Origin of the sequence: Mycobacterium sp. D16Q16 (assembly GCF_002013745.1) — a bacterium.
Classification (GTDB): domain Bacteria; phylum Actinomycetota; class Actinomycetes; order Mycobacteriales; family Mycobacteriaceae; genus Mycobacterium.
Map to the genome: position 1 here is coordinate 230,092 of NZ_MAEY01000004.1, position 22,656 is coordinate 252,747.

Here is a 22,656-nt window from a genome sequence, read left to right on the forward strand (position 1 = left end):
CGGATCAGTGCTGGCTGGCGGCCTCACTGCATTCGCAAACGTCCGTGCTGCCAAACAGAGTGACTCGTCACGCGCCGCCCGTCAAGAGATAGCGCCAGTATTTTCGGTGTTTCTTTTTTGCTATTTCGGCCGCCTCAGCCGGGCTTGACCGCGCCGAGCGTCTGACTGAGCCCGGAGACGTACTGCCGATGGTCGGTCAGCCCGTGGCGGATGAGCAGAAGCGGGTAATGAACACGGTCGAACATGCGAAAGGACATCGGTCGCGCGAACAGACGCTGAAGCCCGTGGGTGAACGCGGGCCCGCGCAGGCAGGAGGTGAGAATGGCGATCCGCCCACCCGGTCTGAGCACTCGGATCATCTCACCGACCACCGCATCCGGGTCCTCCATGAAGTACAGCGCGCCGTAACAGGACACCGCGTCGAAGGTGTCGTCGGGAAACGGCAACCGCAGTCCGTCGGCACGCAGGAATCCGAGCTGTCGCGCCTGCGCCCGGTGCGCAGGGTTGGCCACCGCCTCGGCCAGCATGTTTGCCGCAGCATCCAGCCCGACGACCAATCCGCCTACACCGACCGACCGTACCGCCCGGCGTGCGGTGTTTCCCGGCCCACAGGCGACATCGAGCACCCGGTCGCCCGGCTCGATCGCCAGCAAGTGCAGCGCCCGCTGAGCCTCGTGGGTTCCCGACCGCGCGGTCAGGACCGCGAACGCGAACGACCGCCAGAACCTGTCGTACACCCAGCTGAAAACGGCGTTCTGCATCGTCTGCTGTCCACGGTGCAAGCAGACGTTCTGGGGGCCCATGACATCGAGGTAGCCCTCGCTCCTAGCGCGCACCGGGACCGTGAGCAGCCCTTCGATCTGCTGCACGGCGCTACCCGCCCCGGGCGTTCGGCCCTGCGCACCCGTCACACGCGCTCCACCCTGACGGGCACCCCGTTAAGCCGTGCCATCCCGGCCAGCGCCTCCAGGTCCGCCGGCTCGCTGGACATCAGCAGGTTGACGTTGGCGCCGGGGTTCGCATTGGCGGTCTGCCACGCACCGCCCCGGTTATGGCCCCACCCGTGCGGTACGGCGATGACGCCGGGAACGATGTCCTTGGTCGCCACGGCGGGCAGCTCGATCTCTCCGTGCGCCGAGCTGATCCGGATCCGGTCATCGGTGGCGATCCCCAGACGTTCGGCATCGTCGACGTGAAGCTGAGCGCGCTGCATCCGCGCGCCACGCATGAGCATCGGCGAGTTGTGCATCCATGAGTTCTCCGACCGCATCTCCCGCATCCCGATCAGCCGCAGGGGGTAGTCCGGATCGCTGCGCCGCCGGGACAGCGAGGCGATCTCGCGCTCTATATCGTTGTGCTGCAGCCGCACTCGGCCGCCGCGGTGCACCACCGCCCGCCGCAGGCCACCCTCGGGCACCATCGGCGCCACCACCTTGCCGTGGGGATGCTGCTCTACCAGGTTGCGGAAGCTGACCCCGCCCCGCCGCAGCCCGAACCAGTCACCGCCCTCCCCGAGGCGAATCACCATGTCGATCATCGGGCGCGGAGTGAGGCGCCTACCGAACAGCGACATCAGCTTGCGAACGCCCTGGACCGCGCCCAACAGCGGGGTCATGCGCCACAGCCGCGCCGTCAGATCGTCGATGATCTCCCATTCCTGCCTGGCCAGGCCTGCCGGGGGGACCACAGCCTCACTGGCCTGCCGGAACGGAGTGGGCTGCATCGATGGAAAGGCGACCGGAAAATCGTCGCGCTCATACATGGTGGTGGCCGGCAGGATGTAGTCCGCGTGGGCATTCGTCTCGTTGACGTAGAGGTCGATCGCAACCATGAGATCGAGCTGCCTGAGGGCGCCTTCGAGTTCGTCACCGTTAGGCACCGAGAGCACGGGGTTTCCGGCGCTGACAAACAACCCGCGCACCTGGCCCTTTCCCGGCGTGGTGATCTCCTTGGCCATCAGGGCCGCGGGTTCGGATCCGAGCACCGAGGGGAAACCGCCGATGCGCGAGCGGCGACGGCGGTAGATCGCGCCGAGTGCCCGGCCCGCGACCTTCATGGCGTACCGCTCCCCCGGCATCCCGTACCCACCGAACACCTGCCCACCGGGGATATCGGCGTTACCGGCGACGAGGTTCACGACATTGAGCAGATAGCTCGTCAGCGTCCCGTTCTCGCCGAGACAGATCCCGACGCGCCCATACACGGCCGCACAGGAGGTGCCGGCAAGATCTCGCGCCAACCGGCGCACCGTCACCGCGTCGATCCCCGTCTGCGCACGAGTCGACTCGGGCGTGAATTCTCGAGAGACCGCCTCGATCCAATCGATTCCATTGGCTTGCTTAGTGATTCGCTCACGATCAACCAGGCCCTCGGCGAACATCACCTGAATGAGCGACAGCAACAGGAAGGCGTCCCCGTCGGGGGTGATACCCATCCACTCGAACTCCGAGGCCGTCTCGGTACGGCGCGGATCGATGACGAGCACACGCCCGCCACGCTTGACCACCTCGCGCATCCCGTCCTTGATTCGCGGCATCGATAACGCGCTTCCGTGTGACACAACGGGATTCGCGCCGATCACGACCAGCAGGTCGGTACGCGGGATGTCGGGGATGGGAAACACCAGCGGCGACCCGTACAGCAGCTGACTAGCGACGAACTGATTATTGATGTCCTGCGAGCCGGCCGTGAACAGGTGAAACCCCCCGCCCATCCCGTTGGTCATCAGCTGAAGCCACAGGACATGCGAGTAGCTAAATGCCCCGGGGTTTCCGAAGTACCAGGCCAGCCCGCCCGATCCGTGCGTGTGGTGGATATCGCGCACCCGGGCCGCGATATCGCCCATCGCGGTCTCCCAGTCCACCGGCTCGAACTCGCCTGATGCGGTGCGCCGCAAGGGGACAGTCACCCGATCCGGGTCGTTATGTACCTCGGCGAAGGCAATGCCCTTCTGACACGCAAAGCCTGCCGAGAGCGGATTCTCCTTATCGGGACGTAGCGAGAGCAGCTTGCCGTCCTCGACCGTGGCCACCATCCCGCACAGCGGCTCACAGATACGACAGAAGGTCGCTTTCGTTTCGACTGTCATAGTCGGCACCGCTTTCACACGTCACAGGGCTGACCCCTATTCGATAACGCGTGTTCGCAAATATCAACCCCGGATTCCCCGAGGCCGCTACTACCCCCGGACGGGCGGGATCTGGCCCGTGGGAGCGTCGTCGTCGACCGTGTTGATGGTCTGGGTGGGCTGCTCGGTCTGCGGCGGCGCCAGCGTGGCGGTGGTGACACCGGCGGGTTCGTCGCCGAAGTCGTGCACAGGGAACTGGTGGGTGCCGGCGAGGCTGTCCTGGATCGCGGCCTGAGCGTTGGGCGGCAGCTGGTGCATGATCTCGCGCACCCGCGCCTGACGACGCCCGACAGCCGCACGTTCCGGCATACCCGGGGTGGCCTGAATCTGCGGCGGTACGCCCTCGATCTCCTCTACACCGCCGTCGTGGTGTCCGGCGTCGAGGTGCGCCTGCTCCTCGGCCATGGTGGCCTCGTCCTTTTCCTCGGACATACCGATCGGACCGATACGACGGCCGTTCAGGAACTGCTTGATCACCGGCTCATCACTGGTCAACAGCACCTCACGAGGGCCGAACATGACGAGCTGGCGGCGGTACAGCATGCCCATGTTGTCCGGCACGGTACGGGCGATGTTGATGTTGTGCGTCACGATCAGGATCGTGGCGTCAATCTGGGCGTTGATGTCGATGAGCAGCTGGCTCAGGTACGCGGTACGCACCGGGTCCAGACCGGAGTCCGGCTCGTCACAGAGGATGATCTGCGGATCCAGCACCAGCGAGCGGGCCAGGCCGGCACGCTTGCGCATACCGCCGGAGATCTCGCCGGGAAACTTGGTCTCGTGGCCGGTCAGACCCACGACGTCAAGCTTCTGCATGACGATGTCGCGGATCTCGGATTCCTTCTTCTTGGTGTGCTCACGCAAGGGGAAGGCGGTGTTGTCGTACAGGTTCATCGAGCCGAACAGCGCGCCGTCCTGGAACATCACACCGAAGAGCTTGCGGATCTCATAGAGCTCCTTGGAGGAGCACTCCATGATGTTGGTGCCGTCGACGTAGATGGCACCCTGCTCCGGGCGCAGCAGCCCGATCAGCGACTTCAGGAAGACGGACTTACCGGTACCGGACGGCCCCAGCAGCACGCTGACTTCACCCGGCGGCAGGGACAGGCTGACGTTCTCCCAGATTCGTTGTGAACCAAAGGACTTGGTCAAACCCTCAACGGAGACTTCTGCACCCACCAGGCGATCCTTCCGCGACACGCACACTTCACCACCAACCCGGCCAGGCTGTGGTTCGGATCACTTTAGCGCATGCCCAGGAGCTGCATCGCGTTTGTGCCCAGACCAGCCCATCGACTGGCTAACTGTGATAACCAGGCACTACGCGTCTAGTGCACGCTACTGCCGGTCTTCCGCGAGTCCGCCCGCCCTCGCGTCCACGACTACTTGTCGGCGGGCTCCGCGTCCGTAGATGCATGCCGTCGACGCTCAACGATGAGCAGTGCCCCGGCCAGTAGCGCGATGAGCACGACGATCAGCCCGACGATGTCGGCGAAGACACTCGGATGGGCGAGGCCATATCCGGTCAGCAGATCCACCTCGGCACGCTGCCGAACGAACTGACCGAGGACTACACCCAGCGCAGAAGCTGTGACCGCCAGGCCCCCGACCACCGTCAGCTGCACCGGCGAAACCCCATGGAACACCGCGTAGAAAAGGTAGACGGCCAGCGTCGCGATACCAGCCCCGGATAGCAGCAAGCCCAGTAACAATCCGCCCTCTGTCGTCGCGGCATCCAGTTCGATGACGGTCGCCACCACTCCGGCCACCAGCAACGCCACGCCCAGCACCGCGACGAGCGTGCGCTTGCCCGCGTCGATGAGGTACCCGGCGACCGGAGCCAAGACCAGTCCGGAGACGAAGAGGGCGAACGCGGGGGTATCTGAGGGTGCCTGCTCGCGATCGATCGACCACCACATGGCCGCATGATCGAAGTCGGCGAACCGCACCAGGAAGGTGAGCACGGTGATGGCCAACAGTGCCGCCAGCACAACCGGACGGGTCAGCACGTCCGCGGCGATCAGTGCCGCCGAGCCCCTGCGCCGCGTCTGCGCGAAGAGCGCACCGAAGGACACCACAGCGACGATCGCGAGGATCGCGGCGCGCACCGGCGAGGCTTCGTCGATCAGGAGCCAGGCCAGGGCGGATACCCCCACTAGCCACAGCAGGGCGCCAACGAGGTCGAAGGTGTCGAAGGTGCCGACGAATTCGCGGTGCGGCTGGGTGAGAACCACCACCAGCACCACGACGGTCGCCGCGAGGATCCCGTAGGTGATCGGGCGCCAGTTCTGCGGCGAGTTGATATCCAAAACCTGACCCGCCAGCATGGCCAACGGATACATGGCCACCCAGAATCCCAAGGACAGACCACGCCCCTGTCTAGGTGTCGAATGCAGCACGATCAGCATCGAGGCCACCACGGTCAGCCCAGCGCCCAATGCCGAAACCAGCATGACCCAGGCAAGTAGTGTCGCCGATCCCGGTATCAACGACCCGGCCGTCGATAGGCCCAGGATCACCAGTCCGGCGGCCAGGAAGGTCGTCGGCCGAATGTGATTTCCCAACCGGGCGAACACAAGCAATGTCACCACTGCTACCACGTCACCCGCGACGGTCGCCCACTCCACCGTGCCAAGGGCGTCATCACCCCGGTCCACTCCCCACACCGCCGCCAGACCGTGGTCCAGCATGGTCACCCGCGCCACCAGTAGCGCGGCGCAAGCGATAAAGACGTGCCGTACGGCCAGATTCATGTCACCTTCATTCTCTCGTCTTGATCACTCTATGAGCCCCATCCACATTCGTCCTGCGATAGCCGTTATCGCGAGAGCTATCTACGGGCCGGCCGAGTCGGTTCTGCGCCTGCCACGCGCCCAGCGGATCGCCCGGAAGGCCACCCATCCCAGTGCGACCGCAAGCACCAGCACCACGACAAACGCAAGAATCGGCACTGCCAAAGCGAGGATCGTCAGCACCAGCGAGGTGCCGTCTTCAGCGGTCGAGACCACTGGATTCCCCACGCCGGCAGTGGTGCCCGTCACAAAGGGGCGTGCGACCGTTCGGCCGGCATGCACACTGCCGGCGGTGATGGCGCCGAGAATCGCGCCTACCGCCGGTGGCAGATTCGCGGAAAGGCTCGTTTCCGCGGTGAACAGAATGGCTCCCGACGCCGGTGCGATAAATGTGCCGATCGCATGCAGGACCGAGTCGAGGGCCGGAATCTTGTCGCCGATGAGGTCGAGCACGAAGATGACCGCAAGGACGATCAGCGCCGGAGTGGAGGACAGCCAGCCGTACGACTGCCCGAGCTCGATCCACCCGAATCGGTCGGCGGCACCCACCGCGAGCAGCGGCAGCCAAGCGTTCAGTCCGGCGGCACCCGAGAGCCCGAACGCCCCGAGGATGGCGCTGATGGCCGAGGTGATCTCCATGTCACGAGTGTGACGCGATCGCGCGGTTTCAGCGGCGATTTCCCGACGGCGTCACGCGCGTGTGTCGAGTTCGACGACGAGTGGTGTCCCGCCCTCGAACCAGGCGCGATGCAGTTCAACAATCTTGCGTCGCGATGGCAAGCCCGTGCGGTGGAACATGTTTTCGACGTAATCGAAGGGATGTACGACACCACAGAATCGCTCGCGAGCCGCGTCATACACCGGGTCGCCGGGTGCGATCGGCCGAGCCACCCCGGAGTACGTTCCGTCGGTGAGCCTCAGGCTTACCTGCGGGTTGGCCTGAATATTCTTGACCCACAGGGTGTGCCGACCGGTTATCGCGGCCAGATATGCCCTATCCCCGTGGCGCACCGCCTTGACATACGTGATGCGCGGACTCCCGGATCTTCTGCCGATGGTCGTCAGTATGCCCACCCCGCGAGGCACCCGGATCGCGAACCATGGCCGGTGTATCGCGTGCAGCGCCCCGGCGAAACGCCGGCGCTCTGCCAGCGGGGCTGCCGTGGTGTCCAGTCCCGGTCGCCGCTCGAACACGTACCGTCCGTCCGTGTAGCGCAACGACTCCGGCAAGGGGCCGTCCACGGTCTTAGCGGGGGTCCCAGTTCCCATGGAATCCTGCCGGCACTCGCTGTGGCAGATCGACCGTTGCCGCAAGCTCCAGAGTCTGTGCGTCCAGCACCACGAACTTGCCGTCGGACGTCCCGGCGCTGAGACCGAACCCGACGAGCACACCATCGTCTTCGGCAGTTCCCGAAGGATTCGGCACAAACGACATCTCACCCACCGCGAGCGAATCAAGCGCAGTCCGGCTGTCGGTGCCCGTCTGGTAATCGAACTTGACCAGGCTGCCGTCCACCTTGCCGTCGGACTCGAATGCCCCGGCAATGCAGGGCAGATATCCGTACCGGTGCTTCTTACCCGTCAGCTGCTCGTTGATCCGGGGGAACTCGAGATGGCGGTCATCACGACGCTCCATGGTGACGGTGCCCTTGGCCAGGTTGATAACCCAACGGTCAAGCAGGCCGCGCGCATCGCTGGGGCCGAGTACGTCGGCGGAGAACATGGAGTCATAACGGACCAGATCGATCACCAGGACTTCCTGGCCGTCACGCATCTCGGAGTATCCGTTCAGCGGGTGGAACACGTAACACGGCTCGATCTCGAACCAGCGCACATCGGATTTTCCTCCCTCACGCGGCATCACACCAATTCTGGCCGGGTACTTGGGATTCCACGAGTACGGAATCGAGGGCGACTTCCCCGAGAGTTGACTCGCCCTGGCGGCGATCGGGCCGGGGATCTTGATCTTGCCAATCAGGGATTGCATGACCAGCTGGGCGGGCTTGCGCAGAATCGCCGGCATTGGCACCGACTTGGTGATCATCGAGGTGTCCAGGGTGACGGGCAGGTCGTAGAAGACGACGTACTTCTCGGTGAGAGTGAAGTCGTGCATCATCGGAGAACCGTGGACCTTGATGTCAACCGTACGGCGGGCCCTGCCCGAGACGTCGATGACTGAATACTGCACGGTGTTCCCGCGCGCGAAAGAGTATGAGACGGCATGCATTTCACCCGTATCGGGATCAATTTTCGGGTGGGCGGTGTATCCACCCGGCAGTGTCCCCTGGAAATCGCAGGTCCCGACGGTATCCAGCTCCTCGGTGAGCTCGTAGTTGGCGATACCGCCCTCCACCAGCGCCAGGGTGCGACCGGCATGACTGAGCGCATTGGTGTTGGGTCCGATCAGCGATGTGCCGGCCGAGGTACCGACGGCGACCGCCGCCTCCCCCAATGCCTTGCGCACCGACGCGGTGCGCACCCAGCGATTGCGGTACCACTGCGCCTTCCCGTCGCGTAACGACAGGCCGTGCACCATCGCATCTCCGCTGAACAGGTGGTAGGTCGCGGGGTCCACCTCGGCGGCCGGGTTGGGACCGTTACGCAGGTAGCGCCCATCCAGGTAGTCCGGAATGGTGCCGGTGACTTTCAGGTCGGTACTTGTCACTTCCTGCTGAACCGGCTCCCAGACTCCGGTCAGATACAAGCTCTCCACGGCGGTGGGCTGGACTGTGGCGGTCATCGTGTCCTCCAGGGCTGACTGGCTGGCATAACATCGTTATTACGCCGTTATGGTGAACCTACTCCCGTTGTGCGAACATGGCAAGACCATGAGCTCATCCATACCGCGAAACAGTCAGGGAAACGACCGGGCCGTCGCACGCAATCCCCGGGTCGACCTGGTATCCGCGGCAGTGCAGCTGCTAAACGAGCAGGGCCCCGATGCACTGCAGACGCGGAAGATCGCCGCTGCCGCCGGCACCTCCACCATGGCGGTCTACACCTATTTCGGTGGCATGAGCGAGCTCATCGCCGAGGTAGCCGAGGAAGGCCTGCGCCAGTTCGCCGCAGCACAGTCCGACGTGCCCCAGACCGGTGACCCCATCGCCGATTTCATGGTGACGGGCATGGTCTATCGCCAGTTCGCCATCGACCACCCGCACATGTACCGACTGATGTTCGGCGTCACGAGCGCGCACGGCATCAACGCCCCCAGCCGCAACATGTTCAACACCGTGCACCTGACACCCCAGCACGCCAGCGCCACACGGCTCTATCGCAGCGTGCAGCGCGCCATGGCCGCGGGCCGGATCGACGGCTCACCCGACGACGCCGCGAAGGTCGCCGCGACCGCCGCCAAGTTCTGGACCATCATGCACGGGTTTGTCATGCTGGAACTGGCCGGATTCTGGGGCGAAGACGGCGCTGCGGTCGGCCCGGTACTGGGCTCCATGACCACGGATCTGCTGATCGCACTGGGCGATACGCCCGAACAGCTCAGCAGCTCGGCCGCCAACGCCGCTGCCCGAATCGCCGCGCTGGCCTAGCGCCGATCTAGAGCGGCGCCCAGGACAATTCGTCGGGATCTTCGTGGCTGATCGGCACGGTGGTCGGTGCCGGTGCCGACACCGCGGTATCCCGCAGGGCCGCCACTGCACGGACCGCTGTCGCGGTGGGAGCTCGCATATCCCGGGCAAGACGCGTTAGCAGTCGCCTGCGTAGCTCGTCATCGGTGGACGTCTGCGTTCGCGGCGTGGGTGCGACCGTCTCGGGAGTGCGACGACGCCGGGCGCGAAGCGCCGCGAGGAGCAGCAGGAAGCAGCTCACGCCGATGAGCAGAGAGACGATCACGGAATCGAGTGTGCGGGGTGAAAACGAAACCGGCCCCCGGAAGTCCGAAGACTCCCAGGGGCCAGGTTTCGAAACGTACTGCGAACTACTTGACGGTGATCGTCGCGCCGGCAGCCTCGAGCTTGGCCTTGGCGTCCTCGGCGGCCTCCTTGGCAACCTTCTCCAGCAGCGGCTTGGGGGCCGCGTCGACCAGGTCCTTGGCTTCCTTCAGACCCAGGCCGGAGACGATCTCGCGCACAACCTTGATCACGCCGATCTTCTTGTCGCCGGCGCTCTCCAGGATGACGTCGAACTCGCTCTGCTCCTCGGCAGCCTCGGCGGCCGGGGCAGCGCCACCGGCAGCGGCGACGGCGACCGGAGCGGCAGCGGTGACCTCGAAGACCTCTTCGAAGGTCTTGACGAACTCGGACAGCTCAAGCAGCGTCAGCTCCTTGAAAGCATCGATCAGTTCCTCGGTGCTCAGCTTTGCCATGATGTTGGTTCCTTCCTTGATTTACAACAGGTTTGGTTGGTACTGGCGGATCGAAGGGGCGCTTCTACGCCGCCTCTTCGCTGGCCTTCTTTTCCTGCAGGGCGGCGGCCAGGCGTGCAACCTGGGACGCCGGGGCGTTGAACAGCCCGGCGGCCTTGGCCAGGTTGCCCTTCATCGCGCCGGCCAGCTTGGCCAGCAGCACCTCGCGCGATTCCAGATCGGCGATGCGCTCAACCTCGGCAACTGACAGGGCGCGGCCATCCATGTAGCCGCCCTTGATGATCAGAGCCTTGTTTTCTTTCGCGAAGGTCTTGATGGCCTTCGCAGCGTCCACGGGCTCACCCTTGATGAACGCGATTGCCGTTGGGCCGCTGAACAGTTCGTCCAGGCCCTCCACACCGGCGTCCGCAGCCGCACGCTTGACCAGCGTGTTCTTGGCGACGGAGTAGGTGGCGGAAGCTCCGAGGGAGCGACGCAGGGTGCCCAGAGCGGACACCGACAGGCCGCGGTACTCGGTGATCACGGTCGCAGTTGAATCCTTGAACTGCTCGGTGATCTCGGCAACGGCGGTGACCTTTTCAGTCTTGGCCATGTATTGCCTCCTCATCTCGTTTCGGTCGCTGCACCTGGGACATGACGGCCTGAGATCGAGAAGGAGTCTGAAATGACGAACGCCCCGACGCAGACAGGTCGGGGCGTGAAAATCCGCGGACTTTTGGTCCGCGAGTCTAAACCTCGTCCTCCTGCGTGGGCCGTCAGGACATGTCCTGAACCTTCAACCTCGCGAGAGGTGACCGACGGTCTTCGGTGGAGCTCTGAGAGATTACCGCAGATGGGGGCGATCATCCAAAACGGCGTGGTATCCAGGAATGGTGCCGTTGTCCTCCGAAGTTCCCACCCGATCAGGCATCGCACGTAACGGCGATATCGAGCTCTTCTACGAAGACCTCGGCAACCCGGGCGATCCCGCGGTCATCCTCGTCATGGGTGTAGCGGCGCAGCTCCCGATGTGGCCGGACGGGTTCTGCCAGCGACTCCTCGATCGAGGCTATCGCGTGATCCGCTTCGATAACCGCGATTGCGGGCTGTCGACGAAGCTGGACGGGCACAAGGCGCCCGGATCGGTCCAGCGCCGGGTGGTCCGCTACGCGTTCGGCGTGGGCAGTGCGGTCCCGTACACGCTCCTCGACATGGCCGAGGACGTCCGTACCCTCATCGACCACCTTGGCCTGGACACCGTGCATATAGCGGGTGCCTCGATGGGTGGGATGATCGTGCAGGTCTTCGCGGGCACCTACCCCGAGCGCGTCAACTCCGTCGGCATCATCTACTCGGCGACCGGCCGCCCATTCTCACGGTTGCCGTCCTGGGCACTCATCAAGACCGCCATGACGGCCCCAGGTAAGAACGCGACGCCCGAGGAATGGCTCGAGTTCGAGGTGAACACCGGCATCGTCTACAACGGGCCCGACAACCTGCCCTCCCGCGAGGCACTGCGACAGCGCATCCTGGAACACCGGGCCCGCAGCGACTACAAGGTGGGTACCGTGCGCCAATTCGACGCCATCCTCGGCACCGGCAGCCTGCTGCGCTTCACCCGCGCCATCACCGCCCCGACGGTCGTGATCCACGGCCGCAATGACCCGCTGGTGCCGTATCAGAACGGGCGGGTGGTGGCCAAGAACATCCGGAACTCGCGGTTCGCGCTCATCGAAGGCATGGGCCACGATCTGCCCGAGCCCGTGTGGGAGCCCGTGACCACAGAGTTGTTGGCAACTTTCGACAGGGGCACCGCCCGCCCGCGGGGCTCTGTGTGCAGGACTGACTAGGGCCGCACGGCCATGATGCGGCACACTTGCATTTCATGACTGCCCAAGAACGTTCCGGCCGGAGCGTAGGTGAAGGCCGTGGACGTCAGGTTGCACCGCTCGGGCGCGTGGCGTTGCTCTCCGAGGCCGCGCGGCTGGGCACCACAGGCTGGCAGGTCGCCCGCACCGCAGGCCGAGTGCTGGGCAAGATCACCAAGAAGGGCAGCTTCGAGCAGAAGGTCATCGCCGAGCTTCCCCAGACCTTCTCCGATCTGGGTCCCACGTACGTCAAGCTCGGCCAGATCATCGCCTCCAGTCCCGGCGCGTTCGGCGAGCCGCTGTCCCGTGAATTCCGGGGCCTGCTCGACCGCGTCCCGCCCGCCGATTCAGCCCAGGTTCGAGAACTCATCATCTCCGAGCTCGGCGATGAACCCGAAAAGCTCTTCGCCAGCTTTGACTCCGAGCCGTTCGCATCCGCGTCGATCGCCCAGGTGCATTACGCGACACTGCATTCCGGCGAGGACGTGGTGGTCAAGATCCAACGTCCGGGGATCCGCCGCCGGGTCGCGGCCGACCTGCAGATCATGAAGCGCGGAGCGGCGCTACTGGAACTAGGCAAGGTGGGCCGGATGCTCTCCGCCCGCGACGTGGTGGACGATTTCTCCGGAAACCTTTCCGAGGAACTGGATTTCCTTGCCGAAGGCCAGGCCATGCAGACCTGGGTGGAGCACCTGCACACCTCGTCGCTCGGCAAGAACATCCGGGTACCGGACGTGCACTGGCACTACACGACATCCAAGGTGCTCACCATGGAGCGGGTGCACGGCATCCGGATCGACGACGCGCCGGCCATCCGCAAGGCGGGCTTCGACGGCACCGAGCTGGTGAAGTCGTTGTTGTTCTCGGTGTTCGAATCCGGTCTGCGCCAAGGCTTGTTCCACGGCGACCTGCATGCGGGAAATCTTCTCGTGGACCACGAGGGCCGGATCGTATTCCTGGACTTCGGCATCGTCGGATTCATCGACCCACGGACCCGCTGGCTGTTGCGCGAGCTGATTCACGCGCTACTGGTCAAGAAGGATCATCGCGCCGCGGGCAAAATCGTGGTTCTGTTGGGCGCCGTCGGCAATCCCGGCGACGCCGATAAGGGCACCCAGGACATGCAGGCCTTCGCCACTCCACTGACCATGAAATCCCTTGGGGACATGTCATATTCGGAGATCGGCAAGCAGCTGTCCGCACTCGCTGAACAATACGACGTCAAGCTTCCGCGTGAGCTGGTACTCATCGGCAAGCAATTCCTGTACGTCGAGCGGTACATGAAGCTGCTGGCGCCGCGCTGGCAGATGATGGAAGACCCCGAACTCACAGGCTACTTCGGCAACTTCATTGTCGACATCAGCCGTGAGCACAACCGCGAGGGAGACATCTGAGATGACGGCCAGCACCGCCAAGGTCGGCGATATCGAGCTGTGCTACGAGGAGTTCGGCAACCCAGCCGACCCCGCGCTGCTACTCATCATGGGCATTGGCGCGCAGATGGTGTTCTGGCGCACCGAGTTCTGCCAGCAGCTCGCCGGCCAGGGCTACCGTGTCATCCGCTTCGACAACCGGGACTGTGGCCTGTCGACCAAGCTGGACGGGGTGCGCGCCGGGGGCGGATCGCTCCTTCCCACGATGGCGAAATTCCTTGCCGGAGTGAAAATTGCCGGCACCGCGTACACCTTGGTGGACATGGCGGCCGACGCGGCCGGTCTACTCGATCATCTCGGCATCGAGCAGGCACATATCGTGGGCGCTTCGATGGGCGGCATGATCGCGCAGGTTTTCGCCGCCGAGCATCCTGATCGGACCGAGACGGTCAGCATCATCATGTCGAGCAACAACCAGCCGTTCCTGCCGCCGCCCGGACCACGTCAGCTGATGGCGCTGTTGACGCCTCCGCCCGCCGGCGCCACCCGTGAGCAGATCATCGCCAATAGCGTGCAGGTGGGCCGGACCATCGGCAGTCCGAAATACCGCCAGTCCGAGGCGAAGTCATATCTACACGCTGCCGAGTACTACGACCGTAGCTACTACCCCAAGGGTTTCGCCCGGCAATTCGCCGCGATCATGGGGACCGGTAGCCTGGTGCCATTCAACAACCGAATCACTTCGCCCGCACTGGTTTTGCACGGCAGGGCCGACAAGCTGATGCGTCCTTCGGGTGCGCGCGCCATCGCTCGCGCCACCCCCGGCGCACGGTTGGCACTGATCGACGGAATGGGCCACGATCTGCCCGAACCACTGTGGAACCGGGTCATTGCCAAGCTCACCGAGAACTTCGCCCGATCAGAGCCCGCAGAGGACGCAACGGAATCGGAGGCCGCGGACCGCTAATTAGGTCCCGTAGGGAACGATTTCGCCGGGATCAAGCTGGCTGTTAATTCTGCGCGGAATCCTTGTACCTGCTGCGGTCATGCTTTAACCTCGGCACGGGGTAACAGCCACCCCTAGATCCGATCAATCGCACGCGCGCCGTTCGGGGCACAGCGCCATCTCTCGCGAGAGGCCTTCGCATGTCCAGATTGACCCCTAAGTTCTCTGATGTACAAGCACATTACGACCTGTCTGACGACTTCTTCGCGCTGTTTCTCGACCCCAGTAGGACCTACAGCTGCGCATACTTCGAGCCCGAGAGCCTGACACTCGCGCAGGCACAGCAGGCCAAGATCGACCTCGCGCTCGGAAAACTGGGTCTAGAGCCCGGGATGACCCTGCTGGATGTCGGCTGCGGTTGGGGTTCCACCCTGAAACGCGCCCTCGAGCACTACGACGTCAATGTCATCGGCCTGACCCTCAGCAAAAACCAATTCACGCACGTCACCAAGCTTCTCGACTCCACTGAAAGTTCGCGTACGCACGAGGTTCGGTTGGCCGGGTGGGAGGAATTCGACGGCACCGTCGACCGAATCGTCAGCATCGGCGCCTTCGAGCATTTCGGCCACGAACGGTACGCCAGCTTCTTCGAGATGGCCCACCGGATACTTCCTGACGATGGAAAGATGTTGCTGCACACCATTGTCAGCTTTCACCCGGAGGAATTGAAGCGCAGGGGAGTTCCGCTACTGATGTCGCGGGTTCGATTCATGCACTTTATGCTCACCGAGATATTCCCTGGTGGTCGTTTGCCTTCCATACCGATGGTGGACCAGCATGCCGCGCAGGCGGGCTTCCGTATTACCCGCCACCAAGCGCTGCAACTCCACTATGCGCGCACCCTGGACTGCTGGGCCGAGAACCTGGTCGCACACAAGGGCGAAGCGATTTCCCTTCAATCCCAAGAGGTTTACGACAGGTACATCAAGTACCTGACAGGTTGCGCCGATGCCTTCCGGGAGGGCTGGATCGACGTAGTTCAGTTCACCTGCGAGAAGTAGGAGTCGACCAGGCCCTGAACCGCGCCGACGGCCAGTTCCTTGTCGGCGGGCACGAGCCCGATACGGGTACGACGATCGAGGACATCATCGGTGTCGAGCGCACCCTCATGAGTGAGCGCGAATTCGACTTGTTCACAGGTGATATCGACATCGTCGACCACCCGGGTACCGACGGCACCCGGCCAGTCGTCCACCACGGTCAGGTTCTGCGTCACACACTCCGAGGCCGCCAGCGGCCGGCGTTCCAGACCCGCGTCGAGGGCGTCCTCGGCCATCTTGCGATAGGTAGTCAGCTTGCCGCCCACCACGCTGACGACACCCGACTCAGATACCCGGACCGCGTGCTTACGGGACAGGTCCGCGGTCGCGGAGTCATCACCGTCGAGAAGTGGTCGCAGCCCCGCGAAACGTCCCGCCACATCCGATTCGGACAGTGAGGTCTGCAGCACCGTATTCACGGTGTCGAGGAGGAACTGCTCCTCCTCCGCAGAGGGTTCGGCCACATCCGGTACCGGACCGGGCGCCGGCTCGTCCGTGAGCCCGAGGTATACCCGATCGTGGATGGCGGGCAGGGCGAACACGAAACGGTTGATCGTGCCGGGCACCGGAACAGTCAGGGCGGCGGTAAGTCCGCCGAAGCTTGCCGCGCGGAACACCAGGTGTGTCCCACGGCTAGGACGCAGCTTAATGTCATGGTCGACTTGGCCGGCCCATACCCCGGCGGCATTGATGACCAAACCCGCCTGTACCGCAATGGTATTGCCGGTCAGCTCGTCGCGAAGCACCGCGTCGTCGCCGGTGACCTGCTCGGCGGACACTCTGGTGAGGATGCGGGCACCCAGACCCGCCGCCGTGCGCGCGATGGACACCACCAACCGCGCATCGTCGACGAGCTGCCCGTCGAAGGCCATCAATCCACCGCGAAGTCCGTTGCGCCGCACGGTCGGCGCCCGGCGGATGACTTCACCCGCGTCGATCGCGCGCGAGCGGGGCAGCACGTCGGCCGAGGTGTGCGCGAGCTTGCGCAACCCATCCCCCGCGACGAATCCCACCCGCACCAGGGTCCGGCTGAACATGCTCACCGCCGGGTGCAGCGGAACCACCTGCGCGAGCGGGTGAATGAGGTGCGGGGCGGTACGCGTCATGAGGATGTGCCGCTCGATCGCGCTTTCCCTGGCAATACCCACCTGACCCGACGCAAGATAGCGCAATCCGCCGTGCACCAGCTTGGAACTGAATCTGCTTGTGCCGAAGGCAAGGTCGTGCTTCTCGACCAGCGTGACACGCAGGCCGCGGCTCGCCGCGTCGAGTGCCACTCCGACGCCGGTGATACCACCGCCGATGACGAGGACGTCAACCGGAGCGCCACCGGCCAGCGCGGCGAGATCGGCACTGCGTCGTGTGCTGTTGAGCTGGGTTGTCATGAACTCTCCTAAGGGGCGGATCAAGCCGTGAGATATCCGTCTATGGCAGCGGCCAATTCATTCACCAGCTCATCCGGCGAGAGAATGTCGGCGACGATGCGCGCCGACTGGAGAACCGATTGGCCGATCAGCAGCACCATCGCCGCCATCTGCTCAGGGCCGCCGGCGCGAATCGATCCGTCCGCCTGACCCTCGGCGATGATCAGCGCGGTCCAGCCGATGAGTGCGCGCTGGCTGGTGCCCAACCGCCGCACGATGTAGGTCAGCAGGAGTTCGGGATCGGACCGCAGGATTGCCGCGAAAATCGAGTGCTCACGCACCTGGGTGACTAGACCTGCCACCGACTGGACCAGGCGATCGCGCGCATGCCCCTGTCCGGTCGCGGGCAGGATCGAGGCCATTTCCCGCGTCAGCAGATCGGCGACCAGGGAGCGCACATCGGGCCAGCGCCGATACACCGACGGACGGCTGACACCGGCACGCTTGGCGACCTCCACCAGTGTGGTCCGACGCACCCCGAACTCGGTGACGCAGGACAGCGCGGCATCCAGGATGCGTTCAGTGACGGGATCCGCCGGGACCTCCGCGACCCCGGCGATGTCTGTCGTCTCGACCGTCATGTCACCTCACCTTCACCAGAAAATCTGCGTTACAACTTGCCATCGTATGTAATACTGTAACGCATGATGGAGTGGGACGCCTGGGGCGTGGCCGAAAAACGACAGACTCTCTCACCTGAGGTGAAGACGCTCTTGGCGTCTGCGCTGGGCATTCCCGAACGGGATCCGGTCAGCCGCGACGAATCGACCGTCACCCTGTCCCCCGGCTCTCTCACCCACGAGCAGTTGACCGCCCTGTCGGATCTGCTCGGCGCTGAGCATGTGCGCACCGATCACGGTTCCCGGCTGCGACACTCGGGCGGCAAGAGCACCCCGGACCTGCTGCGCCGGCGCTCCGCCGGCGTCCAGGAGGCGCCCGATGCCATCGTCTACCCGGCATCGCATGACGAGGTGTCCGCACTCCTCACGCTCTGCGGTGAGCAGGCCATCGCGGTCGTACCGTTCGGCGGCGGCACCAGCGTGGTCGGCGGGCTGGACCCCGAGCGCGGCGAATTCACCGCAGTCATCGCGGTGGACCTTGGGCGGATGTCCGGCCTGGTCTCCCTTGACGAGGAATCCGGAACGGCCGTGCTGCTGCCCGGAACGACCGGGCCCAAGGCCGAAGAACTCCTTGGCGCCAAAGGTTTTTCGCTCGGACACTTTCCGCAGAGCTTCCGGTTCGCGAGCATCGGCGGTTTCGCCGCCACTCGCTCTTCCGGGCAAGCCTCCAGCGGATACGGGCGCTTCGACGCGATGGTGGATGCGGTCCGGATCGCCACACCGCGCGGTGATCTCAATCTGGGCAGGGCGCCCGCCTCGGCGGCCGGCCCGGACCTGCGGCAGCTCTTCCTGGGATCCGAGGGCGCACTCGGCATCATCACCGAGGTGACCGTGCGCGTGCACCGACTCCCCGAAGACACCTGGTACCAGGGTTGGTCCTTCCCCTCCTTCGATGCTGGGGCTCAGGCGCTGCGCACGCTGGTCCAGTCCGATGCCGCACCCACCGTGCTGCGGCTGTCCGATGAAGCCGAAAGCGGGCTCAATCTCGCGCTGGCCAAGGACATCGGCGGGAAGAACCCCGCCACCGGAGTGCTGGCGATCACCACGGTCGAGGGCACCCGCGGGCACGTTGAGGCCCGCTCGGCCGAAGTAGCGGCCGTTCTCACCGCGGCCGGTGGCACCGCGCTCGGCGACGAGCCCGGCAAGGCCTGGGATCACGGCCGGTTCGATGCACCGTACCTGCGCGATGCACTCATCGATGCGGGCGCTGTGGTGGAGACGTTGGAGACCGCGACCTCATGGCGGAACCTGGCCACCCTACGTACGGCGGTCACTACAGCACTCTCCGAAGCCCTTGGCGCCCAAGGCACTCCACCATTGGTTTTGTGCCACATTTCGCATACCTATCGCACCGGCGCCTCGCTCTACTTCACCGTGGTGTGCGCGGCCGCCGAGGATCCGATGATCCAATGGGGTAAGGCGAAGAAGGCGGCGGGTGATGCCATTGTCACCGCGGGCGGCACCATCACGCACCATCACGCTGTCGGACGCGATCATCAGCCGTGGCTTGCCGATGAGGTCGGCGAGCTCGGCATCGAGATCCTGCAGGCGGTGAAGCGCACCGTCGATCCGCGGGGAATTCTCAACCCCGGCAAGCTTATTCCTGTTAGCGAGTAGCGCCGATGACCCATCTCACCGTCCTGACGAACCCGGCCGCGGGCCACGGCGCAGCACAAGCAGCCGAGGCCGCCATCGCGCATCTGCGTGCGCGCGGACTGACGGTGACACATCACGCGGCCTCATCGGCATCGGAATCGCATGCCCTCGCACAGGAAGCCGCCCGCACGGGCGCCCGCGGAATCGTCGCCGCGGGCGGGGACGGTCTGGTGAGCATCGCGCTACAGGCGGTCGCATCCACTCCGGTGGCGCTCGGCGTGATCCCGATCGGCACCGGAAACGACTGCGCCCGCATGCTGGACATCCCGCTGGGCGATCCGGTGGCCGCCGCCGACGTGATCGCGACCGGCGATACCCGGGTGATCGACTGCGGGCGTGTGCAATACAACGGACACACAACCTGGTTCGCCACGGTGGTGGCATCGGGATTCGACTCGTTGGTCAACGATCGCGCCAATCGGATGAGCTGGCCCCGCGGCCGTCGCCGTTATGACATCGCGATGGCGTTGGAGGCCGCGAAGCTGCGGCCGCTGCCGTTCCGCATCGAATTGGACGATCAGGTGATCGAGACCGATGTCACCCTGGTCGCGGTCGGAAACGGAACCTCATATGGCGGCGGAATGCGCATCTGTCCCAACGCCATTCTGGACGATGGGCTACTGGACGTGACGGTGGTGGCGGCCGGTGGGCGGCTGCGCCTGCTGCGGCTGTCCCCCACCGTCTACAAGGGCACACATGTCAACCTGCCCGAGGTGAGCACCTTCCGGTCGCGGCGAGTCCGACTGTCCGCCGACAACATCACCGCGTACGCCGATGGGGATCCGGTGGCACCACTGCCGATCGATATCGACGTGGTTCCCGGCGCCCTGACCGTCTTCGCCTAGCCAGTTTTCTCCGCGATCAGGAATGCGGAGTTCGGGGTCGCGTCGGGCAGATCAGCGGGGATACCCCGACCGTGACGCTCCAACAGTGCGGTCGTGGTCTCGCTGGCCACCTGCCATCCACGGCCGGCCAGGAACTCCCCCGCGTCAGTACGTTCCTCCAGATACCACAGTTCCGCCACATCGGGAATGTCCTGATCTTGGATACTCTCGGCGGCACGCCGGAACACCTGCCCCCGTTCTCTTTGCCGGGCAAGTGTTTCCGGATCAAAGAAGCCTTCACCGAAGTTCTCCACGGCGACACGGCTGCCCGGCACACTGAGTGAATCAATCCGCTCGAACAGCAGGTCCTGGGCCGCGGGCGGCAGATACGGCAGCAGGCCCTCGGCGATCCAGGCCACCGGCTCGCTAGCATCAAACCCGCTGGCCGCCAACGCGGCGGGCCAATCGTCGCGCAGGTCCACCGCAACCGGGACATGGCGAACGCGCGCCGTCGCGCCCTGCGCGTCCAGGGTGTCGGCCTTGAAGGCGAGAACCGTGGGAAGGTCCAGCTCGAACAGCACCGCATCGGCGGGCCAGTCGAGTCGCCACGCGCGTGCGTCGAGACCGGCAGCCAGGATCACCGACTGTCGAATACCGGCCCCGGACGCTTGGCGGAAGAAGTCGTCAAAGAACTTGGTGCGGCACGCGACATAGGACCGCATGGCGGCAATGCGCTCGGCCAATCGGGGCTCGGCCGCTAGCAGCGCAGCGGGCGGTTCGCCGTCGAAGCGGTACACGCTCCACACTCCGTCGCCGGCAGCCTCGAGAAAGAGACCGGCGTACGGATCACTGATCAGCGGGTTCTCGCTACGCGTTTCCGCATCTCGGGCGCTGGCCACCCCCAACGCCGTGGTGCCGACACTCTCCGTGATCTCCCAGCTGTCTCCATCACTTCGCGCCATGAGTTCCTTTGTACGCCAGCCTGGATAGTGTGCCGACGGAACTGGCCGCCATAGTTTGTCAGTGCGGACCCCTCACGCCGCACATCCCACCACCGCGAACCAGTGAGGCCAGTCCGGAAGAACCACGGACGACCAGCTCGCACTATTTATAGAACAGCACGATATATTTGTCTAGTAATTCCAGGGATTGAGATACACGGTGACGGACCACACGGGAGCTGCCGAAGCAGGACGTGGCCGCGGTCGGCCCATCAAGGACGGCAAGACCTCCACAGAAGTGCAATCGCACTTGCTCGACGCGACTGAGCGTGTGCTGGCCCGCGTTGGCGTCACGGCACTCAGCATGGGCGCCGTAGCCCGTGAGGCCGGGTACAGCCGCGGGGTCGTGTATCGCTACTTCAACAACCGGGACGAGGTACTGGACGCGCTGATCGTGCGCAGGGCGACAACGAACATCGCAGAGACGGCTCCCCGGCTGATGGCGCTTGGGGACTGGTCCGAGATGGTGGTGGAGTCCATGGTCATCGTCGCGACCGAGACGACACAAGACCCCTTGCTCCGCGCACTCGCGGACCCGGATGGCACCCATAGCACCGCCGCCAGCCTGATATTCGGCTCACCCGGGCTGTCACAGATGCTCACGGCACTGTACGAGTCAATGTTCAGCAGCGGTCTGGCGCCGCTACGCGAGGGGCTCAGCGCCGGCGACGCCTCGCGCTATGTGTTGTCAGTGGTCATGAGCCTGCTGTCGGGTTCCATACCGGGCTGCGACGACGCCGATCAGGTACGCCGTTATGTCCGGACCTTTGTACTTCCCGCACTGCTGCAGACACCACCCCCGCCCGAGCAGGTCTTCACCCAGTAGTACCGAAAGTGTCTGATCGGTGATGCGCGGTTCGTCAGACAGGTAGAGAGTGGATCGCAGAGTTCCGCTCATTGATACCGACGGAGGGCTCCACCATGCATTATCTCGCGCTACTCGTAGGTCCCCAGCAAGAACGCACACCCGACGAGGCCGCTCAAGAAATGACGGACTACTTGAACTTTCAGGCCAGGGCGGCATCGGCGATCCGCGCAGGCGACGCGCTGTATCCGGAAGCCGACAGCGTGCGCATCACCGGCGGACCTGATGCCCCTGTCATCACCGACGGTCCGTTCGCCGAGGGCGCGGAGGTCGCGAACGGCTACTACGTATTGGAGGCGGACAACCTCGATGAGGCCCTTGCCTTGGCCCGGGATATCCCGGAGGCCAAACGCGGCGCGGTCGAGGTGTGGCCGCTGGTCCACTGCTCGCAAGACTTCGGCGGGCAGGGGTCCACGAGCTGGCTCGCACTGCTGCTGGAGCCCGGAGAACGCGCATATGTGCCCGGCAGCCCCGAATGGGAGGCGGTGGCGGCCAAGCACGGGGTGTTCGGCGCGAAGGCAAGCGAACACATCAAGATCGCCGGGCCGCTGCATCCCCCGTCCACAGCGACCACGGTCCGGGTACGCGACGGAGAGACCGTTCTCACCGACGGCCCGTACATCGAGGGAACCGAGATCGCCAACGGCTTCTACGTGCTCGCCGCCACTGACCGCGACCAGGCTATCCAACTGGCCTCGCAGCTGCCCGCATCCGCGGTGCATCTGCGGCAGCTCACCGGCGTCTCGGGTTTCTAACACCG

At 64.8% G+C, this 22,656-nt stretch carries 22 protein-coding genes; 9 read left to right on the forward strand and 13 right to left on the reverse strand.

The genetic code is table 11. The features are described 5' to 3' along the window. Nucleotides 1–134: 134 nt before the first annotated feature. The 7 genes from B4394_RS05600 to B4394_RS05630 form a co-directional block, all read right to left on the reverse strand. A complete protein-coding gene (locus B4394_RS05600) occupies nucleotides 135–911 on the reverse strand; it encodes a class I SAM-dependent methyltransferase (RefSeq protein WP_078314457.1) in 777 nt (258 codons plus the stop codon). Beyond that, entirely contained in the window at nucleotides 908–3,088 is a 2,181-nt protein-coding gene (locus tag B4394_RS05605; protein ID WP_078308478.1) for a molybdopterin-containing oxidoreductase family protein, read from the reverse strand. Before B4394_RS05605 ends, B4394_RS05600 begins: the two co-directional genes overlap by 4 nt. A gap of 90 nt (nucleotides 3,089–3,178) precedes the next feature. Beyond that, entirely contained in the window at nucleotides 3,179–4,306 is a 1,128-nt protein-coding gene (locus B4394_RS05610) for an ABC transporter ATP-binding protein (protein ID WP_078308551.1), read from the reverse strand. Between the two features lie 203 nt (nucleotides 4,307–4,509). Beyond that, on the reverse strand, nucleotides 4,510–5,880 hold the full coding sequence (locus B4394_RS05615) for an MFS transporter (protein ID WP_070952071.1): 1,371 nt from the start codon (nucleotides 5,878–5,880) through the stop codon (nucleotides 4,510–4,512). 81 nt (nucleotides 5,881–5,961) lie between these two features. Beyond that, nucleotides 5,962–6,558, reverse strand: a complete 597-nt coding sequence (locus tag B4394_RS05620) for a DUF4126 domain-containing protein (protein ID WP_078308477.1) — start codon at nucleotides 6,556–6,558, stop codon at nucleotides 5,962–5,964. Nucleotides 6,559–6,609: 51 nt separating this feature from the next. Then, nucleotides 6,610–7,188 (reverse strand): nitroreductase family deazaflavin-dependent oxidoreductase, encoded by a 579-nt coding sequence (locus B4394_RS05625; RefSeq protein WP_078308476.1) that lies wholly within the window; start codon nucleotides 7,186–7,188, stop codon nucleotides 6,610–6,612. Beyond that, nucleotides 7,166–8,659 carry a carotenoid oxygenase family protein gene (locus B4394_RS05630; RefSeq protein ID WP_078308475.1) on the reverse strand — a complete coding sequence of 498 codons (1,494 nt, stop codon included), beginning with the start codon at nucleotides 8,657–8,659 and terminating at the stop codon, nucleotides 7,166–7,168. Before B4394_RS05630 ends, B4394_RS05625 begins: the two co-directional genes overlap by 23 nt. A 49-nt stretch (nucleotides 8,660–8,708) precedes the next feature. Here B4394_RS05630 and B4394_RS05635 point away from each other — a divergent pair, with 49 nt between their 5' ends. Next, a complete protein-coding gene (locus B4394_RS05635; RefSeq protein WP_078314458.1) occupies nucleotides 8,709–9,464 on the forward strand; it encodes a TetR/AcrR family transcriptional regulator in 756 nt (251 codons plus the stop codon). A gap of 7 nt (nucleotides 9,465–9,471) precedes the next feature. Here the strand turns inward: B4394_RS05635 and B4394_RS05640 are convergent, their stop codons facing one another. The 3 genes from B4394_RS05640 to rplJ form a co-directional block, all read right to left on the reverse strand. Continuing rightward, nucleotides 9,472–9,768 (reverse strand): hypothetical protein, encoded by a 297-nt coding sequence (locus B4394_RS05640; protein WP_078314459.1) that lies wholly within the window; start codon nucleotides 9,766–9,768, stop codon nucleotides 9,472–9,474. Nucleotides 9,769–9,853: 85 nt separating this feature from the next. Further along, entirely contained in the window at nucleotides 9,854–10,240 is a 387-nt protein-coding gene (gene rplL / locus B4394_RS05645) for a 50S ribosomal protein L7/L12 (protein ID WP_070952067.1), read from the reverse strand. A gap of 64 nt (nucleotides 10,241–10,304) precedes the next feature. Continuing rightward, nucleotides 10,305–10,832 (reverse strand): 50S ribosomal protein L10, encoded by a 528-nt coding sequence (rplJ, locus tag B4394_RS05650; RefSeq protein WP_078308472.1) that lies wholly within the window; start codon nucleotides 10,830–10,832, stop codon nucleotides 10,305–10,307. 277 nt (nucleotides 10,833–11,109) lie between these two features. Here rplJ and B4394_RS05660 point away from each other — a divergent pair, with 277 nt between their 5' ends. The 4 genes from B4394_RS05660 to B4394_RS05675 all read left to right on the forward strand — a co-directional run bounded on the left by B4394_RS05660 (nucleotide 11,110) and on the right by B4394_RS05675 (nucleotide 15,467). Continuing rightward, nucleotides 11,110–12,069 carry an alpha/beta fold hydrolase gene (locus B4394_RS05660; protein WP_078308471.1) on the forward strand — a complete coding sequence of 320 codons (960 nt, stop codon included), beginning with the start codon at nucleotides 11,110–11,112 and terminating at the stop codon, nucleotides 12,067–12,069. A 107-nt stretch (nucleotides 12,070–12,176) separates the two neighbouring features. Then, the gene (locus tag B4394_RS05665; protein WP_078308470.1) at nucleotides 12,177–13,481 is read left to right on the forward strand and encodes an ABC1 kinase family protein; all 1,305 of its coding nucleotides are present in this window, start codon (nucleotides 12,177–12,179) and stop codon (nucleotides 13,479–13,481) included. A gap of 1 nt (nucleotide 13,482) precedes the next feature. Continuing rightward, nucleotides 13,483–14,427, forward strand: a complete 945-nt coding sequence (locus B4394_RS05670) for an alpha/beta fold hydrolase (protein ID WP_070952063.1) — start codon at nucleotides 13,483–13,485, stop codon at nucleotides 14,425–14,427. Between the two features lie 179 nt (nucleotides 14,428–14,606). After that, on the forward strand, nucleotides 14,607–15,467 hold the full coding sequence (locus tag B4394_RS05675; protein ID WP_078314460.1) for a cyclopropane mycolic acid synthase family methyltransferase: 861 nt from the start codon (nucleotides 14,607–14,609) through the stop codon (nucleotides 15,465–15,467). Here the strand turns inward: B4394_RS05675 and B4394_RS05680 are convergent. Together B4394_RS05680 and B4394_RS05685 are read right to left on the reverse strand one after the other, a co-directional pair. Further along, complete coding sequence (locus B4394_RS05680; protein WP_078314461.1) at nucleotides 15,446–16,891, reverse strand: glycerol-3-phosphate dehydrogenase/oxidase; 1,446 nt, start codon at nucleotides 16,889–16,891, stop codon at nucleotides 15,446–15,448. The genes B4394_RS05675 and B4394_RS05680 overlap by 22 nt on opposite strands. A gap of 20 nt (nucleotides 16,892–16,911) precedes the next feature. Continuing rightward, nucleotides 16,912–17,511: a TetR/AcrR family transcriptional regulator gene (locus B4394_RS05685; RefSeq protein WP_078308466.1), complete on the reverse strand. Its 600-nt coding sequence runs from the start codon at nucleotides 17,509–17,511 to the stop codon at nucleotides 16,912–16,914. Nucleotides 17,512–17,574: 63 nt separating this feature from the next. On the opposite strand from B4394_RS05685, the gene B4394_RS05690 reads away from it, so the two are divergent. Both B4394_RS05690 and B4394_RS05695 read left to right on the forward strand, forming a co-directional pair. Beyond that, entirely contained in the window at nucleotides 17,575–19,167 is a 1,593-nt protein-coding gene (locus B4394_RS05690; protein ID WP_078314462.1) for an FAD-binding oxidoreductase, read from the forward strand. Between the two features lie 5 nt (nucleotides 19,168–19,172). Further along, the gene (locus B4394_RS05695; RefSeq protein WP_078308464.1) at nucleotides 19,173–20,051 is read left to right on the forward strand and encodes a diacylglycerol kinase; all 879 of its coding nucleotides are present in this window, start codon (nucleotides 19,173–19,175) and stop codon (nucleotides 20,049–20,051) included. Here the strand turns inward: B4394_RS05695 and B4394_RS05700 are convergent. Then, nucleotides 20,048–20,992 (reverse strand): class I SAM-dependent methyltransferase, encoded by a 945-nt coding sequence (locus tag B4394_RS05700; protein ID WP_078308463.1) that lies wholly within the window; start codon nucleotides 20,990–20,992, stop codon nucleotides 20,048–20,050. The genes B4394_RS05695 and B4394_RS05700 overlap by 4 nt on opposite strands. 199 nt (nucleotides 20,993–21,191) lie before the next feature. On the opposite strand from B4394_RS05700, the gene B4394_RS05705 reads away from it, so the two are divergent. Beyond that, the gene (locus tag B4394_RS05705; RefSeq protein ID WP_078308462.1) at nucleotides 21,192–21,857 is read left to right on the forward strand and encodes a TetR/AcrR family transcriptional regulator; all 666 of its coding nucleotides are present in this window, start codon (nucleotides 21,192–21,194) and stop codon (nucleotides 21,855–21,857) included. A 95-nt stretch (nucleotides 21,858–21,952) separates the two neighbouring features. Beyond that, nucleotides 21,953–22,651: a YciI family protein gene (locus tag B4394_RS05710; protein ID WP_078314463.1), complete on the forward strand. Its 699-nt coding sequence runs from the start codon at nucleotides 21,953–21,955 to the stop codon at nucleotides 22,649–22,651. Nucleotides 22,652–22,656: the final 5 nt, after the last annotated feature.

What these genes read in the sequence shown, in the direction of transcription:
- B4394_RS05605 (WP_078308478.1), bottom strand. Translation starts at nt 3,088, where the DNA reads ATGACAGTCGAAACGAAAGCGACCTTCTGTCGTATCTGTGAGCCGCTG.
- B4394_RS05615 (WP_070952071.1), bottom strand. Translation starts at nt 5,880, where the DNA reads ATGAATCTGGCCGTACGGCACGTCTTTATCGCTTGCGCCGCGCTACTG.
- B4394_RS05620 (WP_078308477.1), bottom strand. Translation starts at nt 6,558, where the DNA reads ATGGAGATCACCTCGGCCATCAGCGCCATCCTCGGGGCGTTCGGGCTC.
- B4394_RS05625 (WP_078308476.1), bottom strand. Translation starts at nt 7,188, where the DNA reads ATGGGAACTGGGACCCCCGCTAAGACCGTGGACGGCCCCTTGCCGGAG.
- B4394_RS05630 (WP_078308475.1), bottom strand. Translation starts at nt 8,659, where the DNA reads ATGACCGCCACAGTCCAGCCCACCGCCGTGGAGAGCTTGTATCTGACC.
- B4394_RS05635 (WP_078314458.1), top strand. Translation starts at nt 8,709, where the DNA reads ATGGTGAACCTACTCCCGTTGTGCGAACATGGCAAGACCATGAGCTCA.
- rplL (WP_070952067.1), bottom strand. Translation starts at nt 10,240, where the DNA reads ATGGCAAAGCTGAGCACCGAGGAACTGATCGATGCTTTCAAGGAGCTG.
- rplJ (WP_078308472.1), bottom strand. Translation starts at nt 10,832, where the DNA reads ATGGCCAAGACTGAAAAGGTCACCGCCGTTGCCGAGATCACCGAGCAG.
- B4394_RS05660 (WP_078308471.1), top strand. Translation starts at nt 11,110, where the DNA reads ATGGTGCCGTTGTCCTCCGAAGTTCCCACCCGATCAGGCATCGCACGT.
- B4394_RS05670 (WP_070952063.1), top strand. Translation starts at nt 13,483, where the DNA reads ATGACGGCCAGCACCGCCAAGGTCGGCGATATCGAGCTGTGCTACGAG.
- B4394_RS05675 (WP_078314460.1), top strand. Translation starts at nt 14,607, where the DNA reads ATGTCCAGATTGACCCCTAAGTTCTCTGATGTACAAGCACATTACGAC.
- B4394_RS05680 (WP_078314461.1), bottom strand. Translation starts at nt 16,891, where the DNA reads ATGACAACCCAGCTCAACAGCACACGACGCAGTGCCGATCTCGCCGCG.
- B4394_RS05685 (WP_078308466.1), bottom strand. Translation starts at nt 17,511, where the DNA reads ATGACGGTCGAGACGACAGACATCGCCGGGGTCGCGGAGGTCCCGGCG.
- B4394_RS05690 (WP_078314462.1), top strand. Translation starts at nt 17,575, where the DNA reads ATGATGGAGTGGGACGCCTGGGGCGTGGCCGAAAAACGACAGACTCTC.
- B4394_RS05695 (WP_078308464.1), top strand. Translation starts at nt 19,173, where the DNA reads ATGACCCATCTCACCGTCCTGACGAACCCGGCCGCGGGCCACGGCGCA.
- B4394_RS05700 (WP_078308463.1), bottom strand. Translation starts at nt 20,992, where the DNA reads ATGGCGCGAAGTGATGGAGACAGCTGGGAGATCACGGAGAGTGTCGGC.
- B4394_RS05710 (WP_078314463.1), top strand. Translation starts at nt 21,953, where the DNA reads ATGCATTATCTCGCGCTACTCGTAGGTCCCCAGCAAGAACGCACACCC.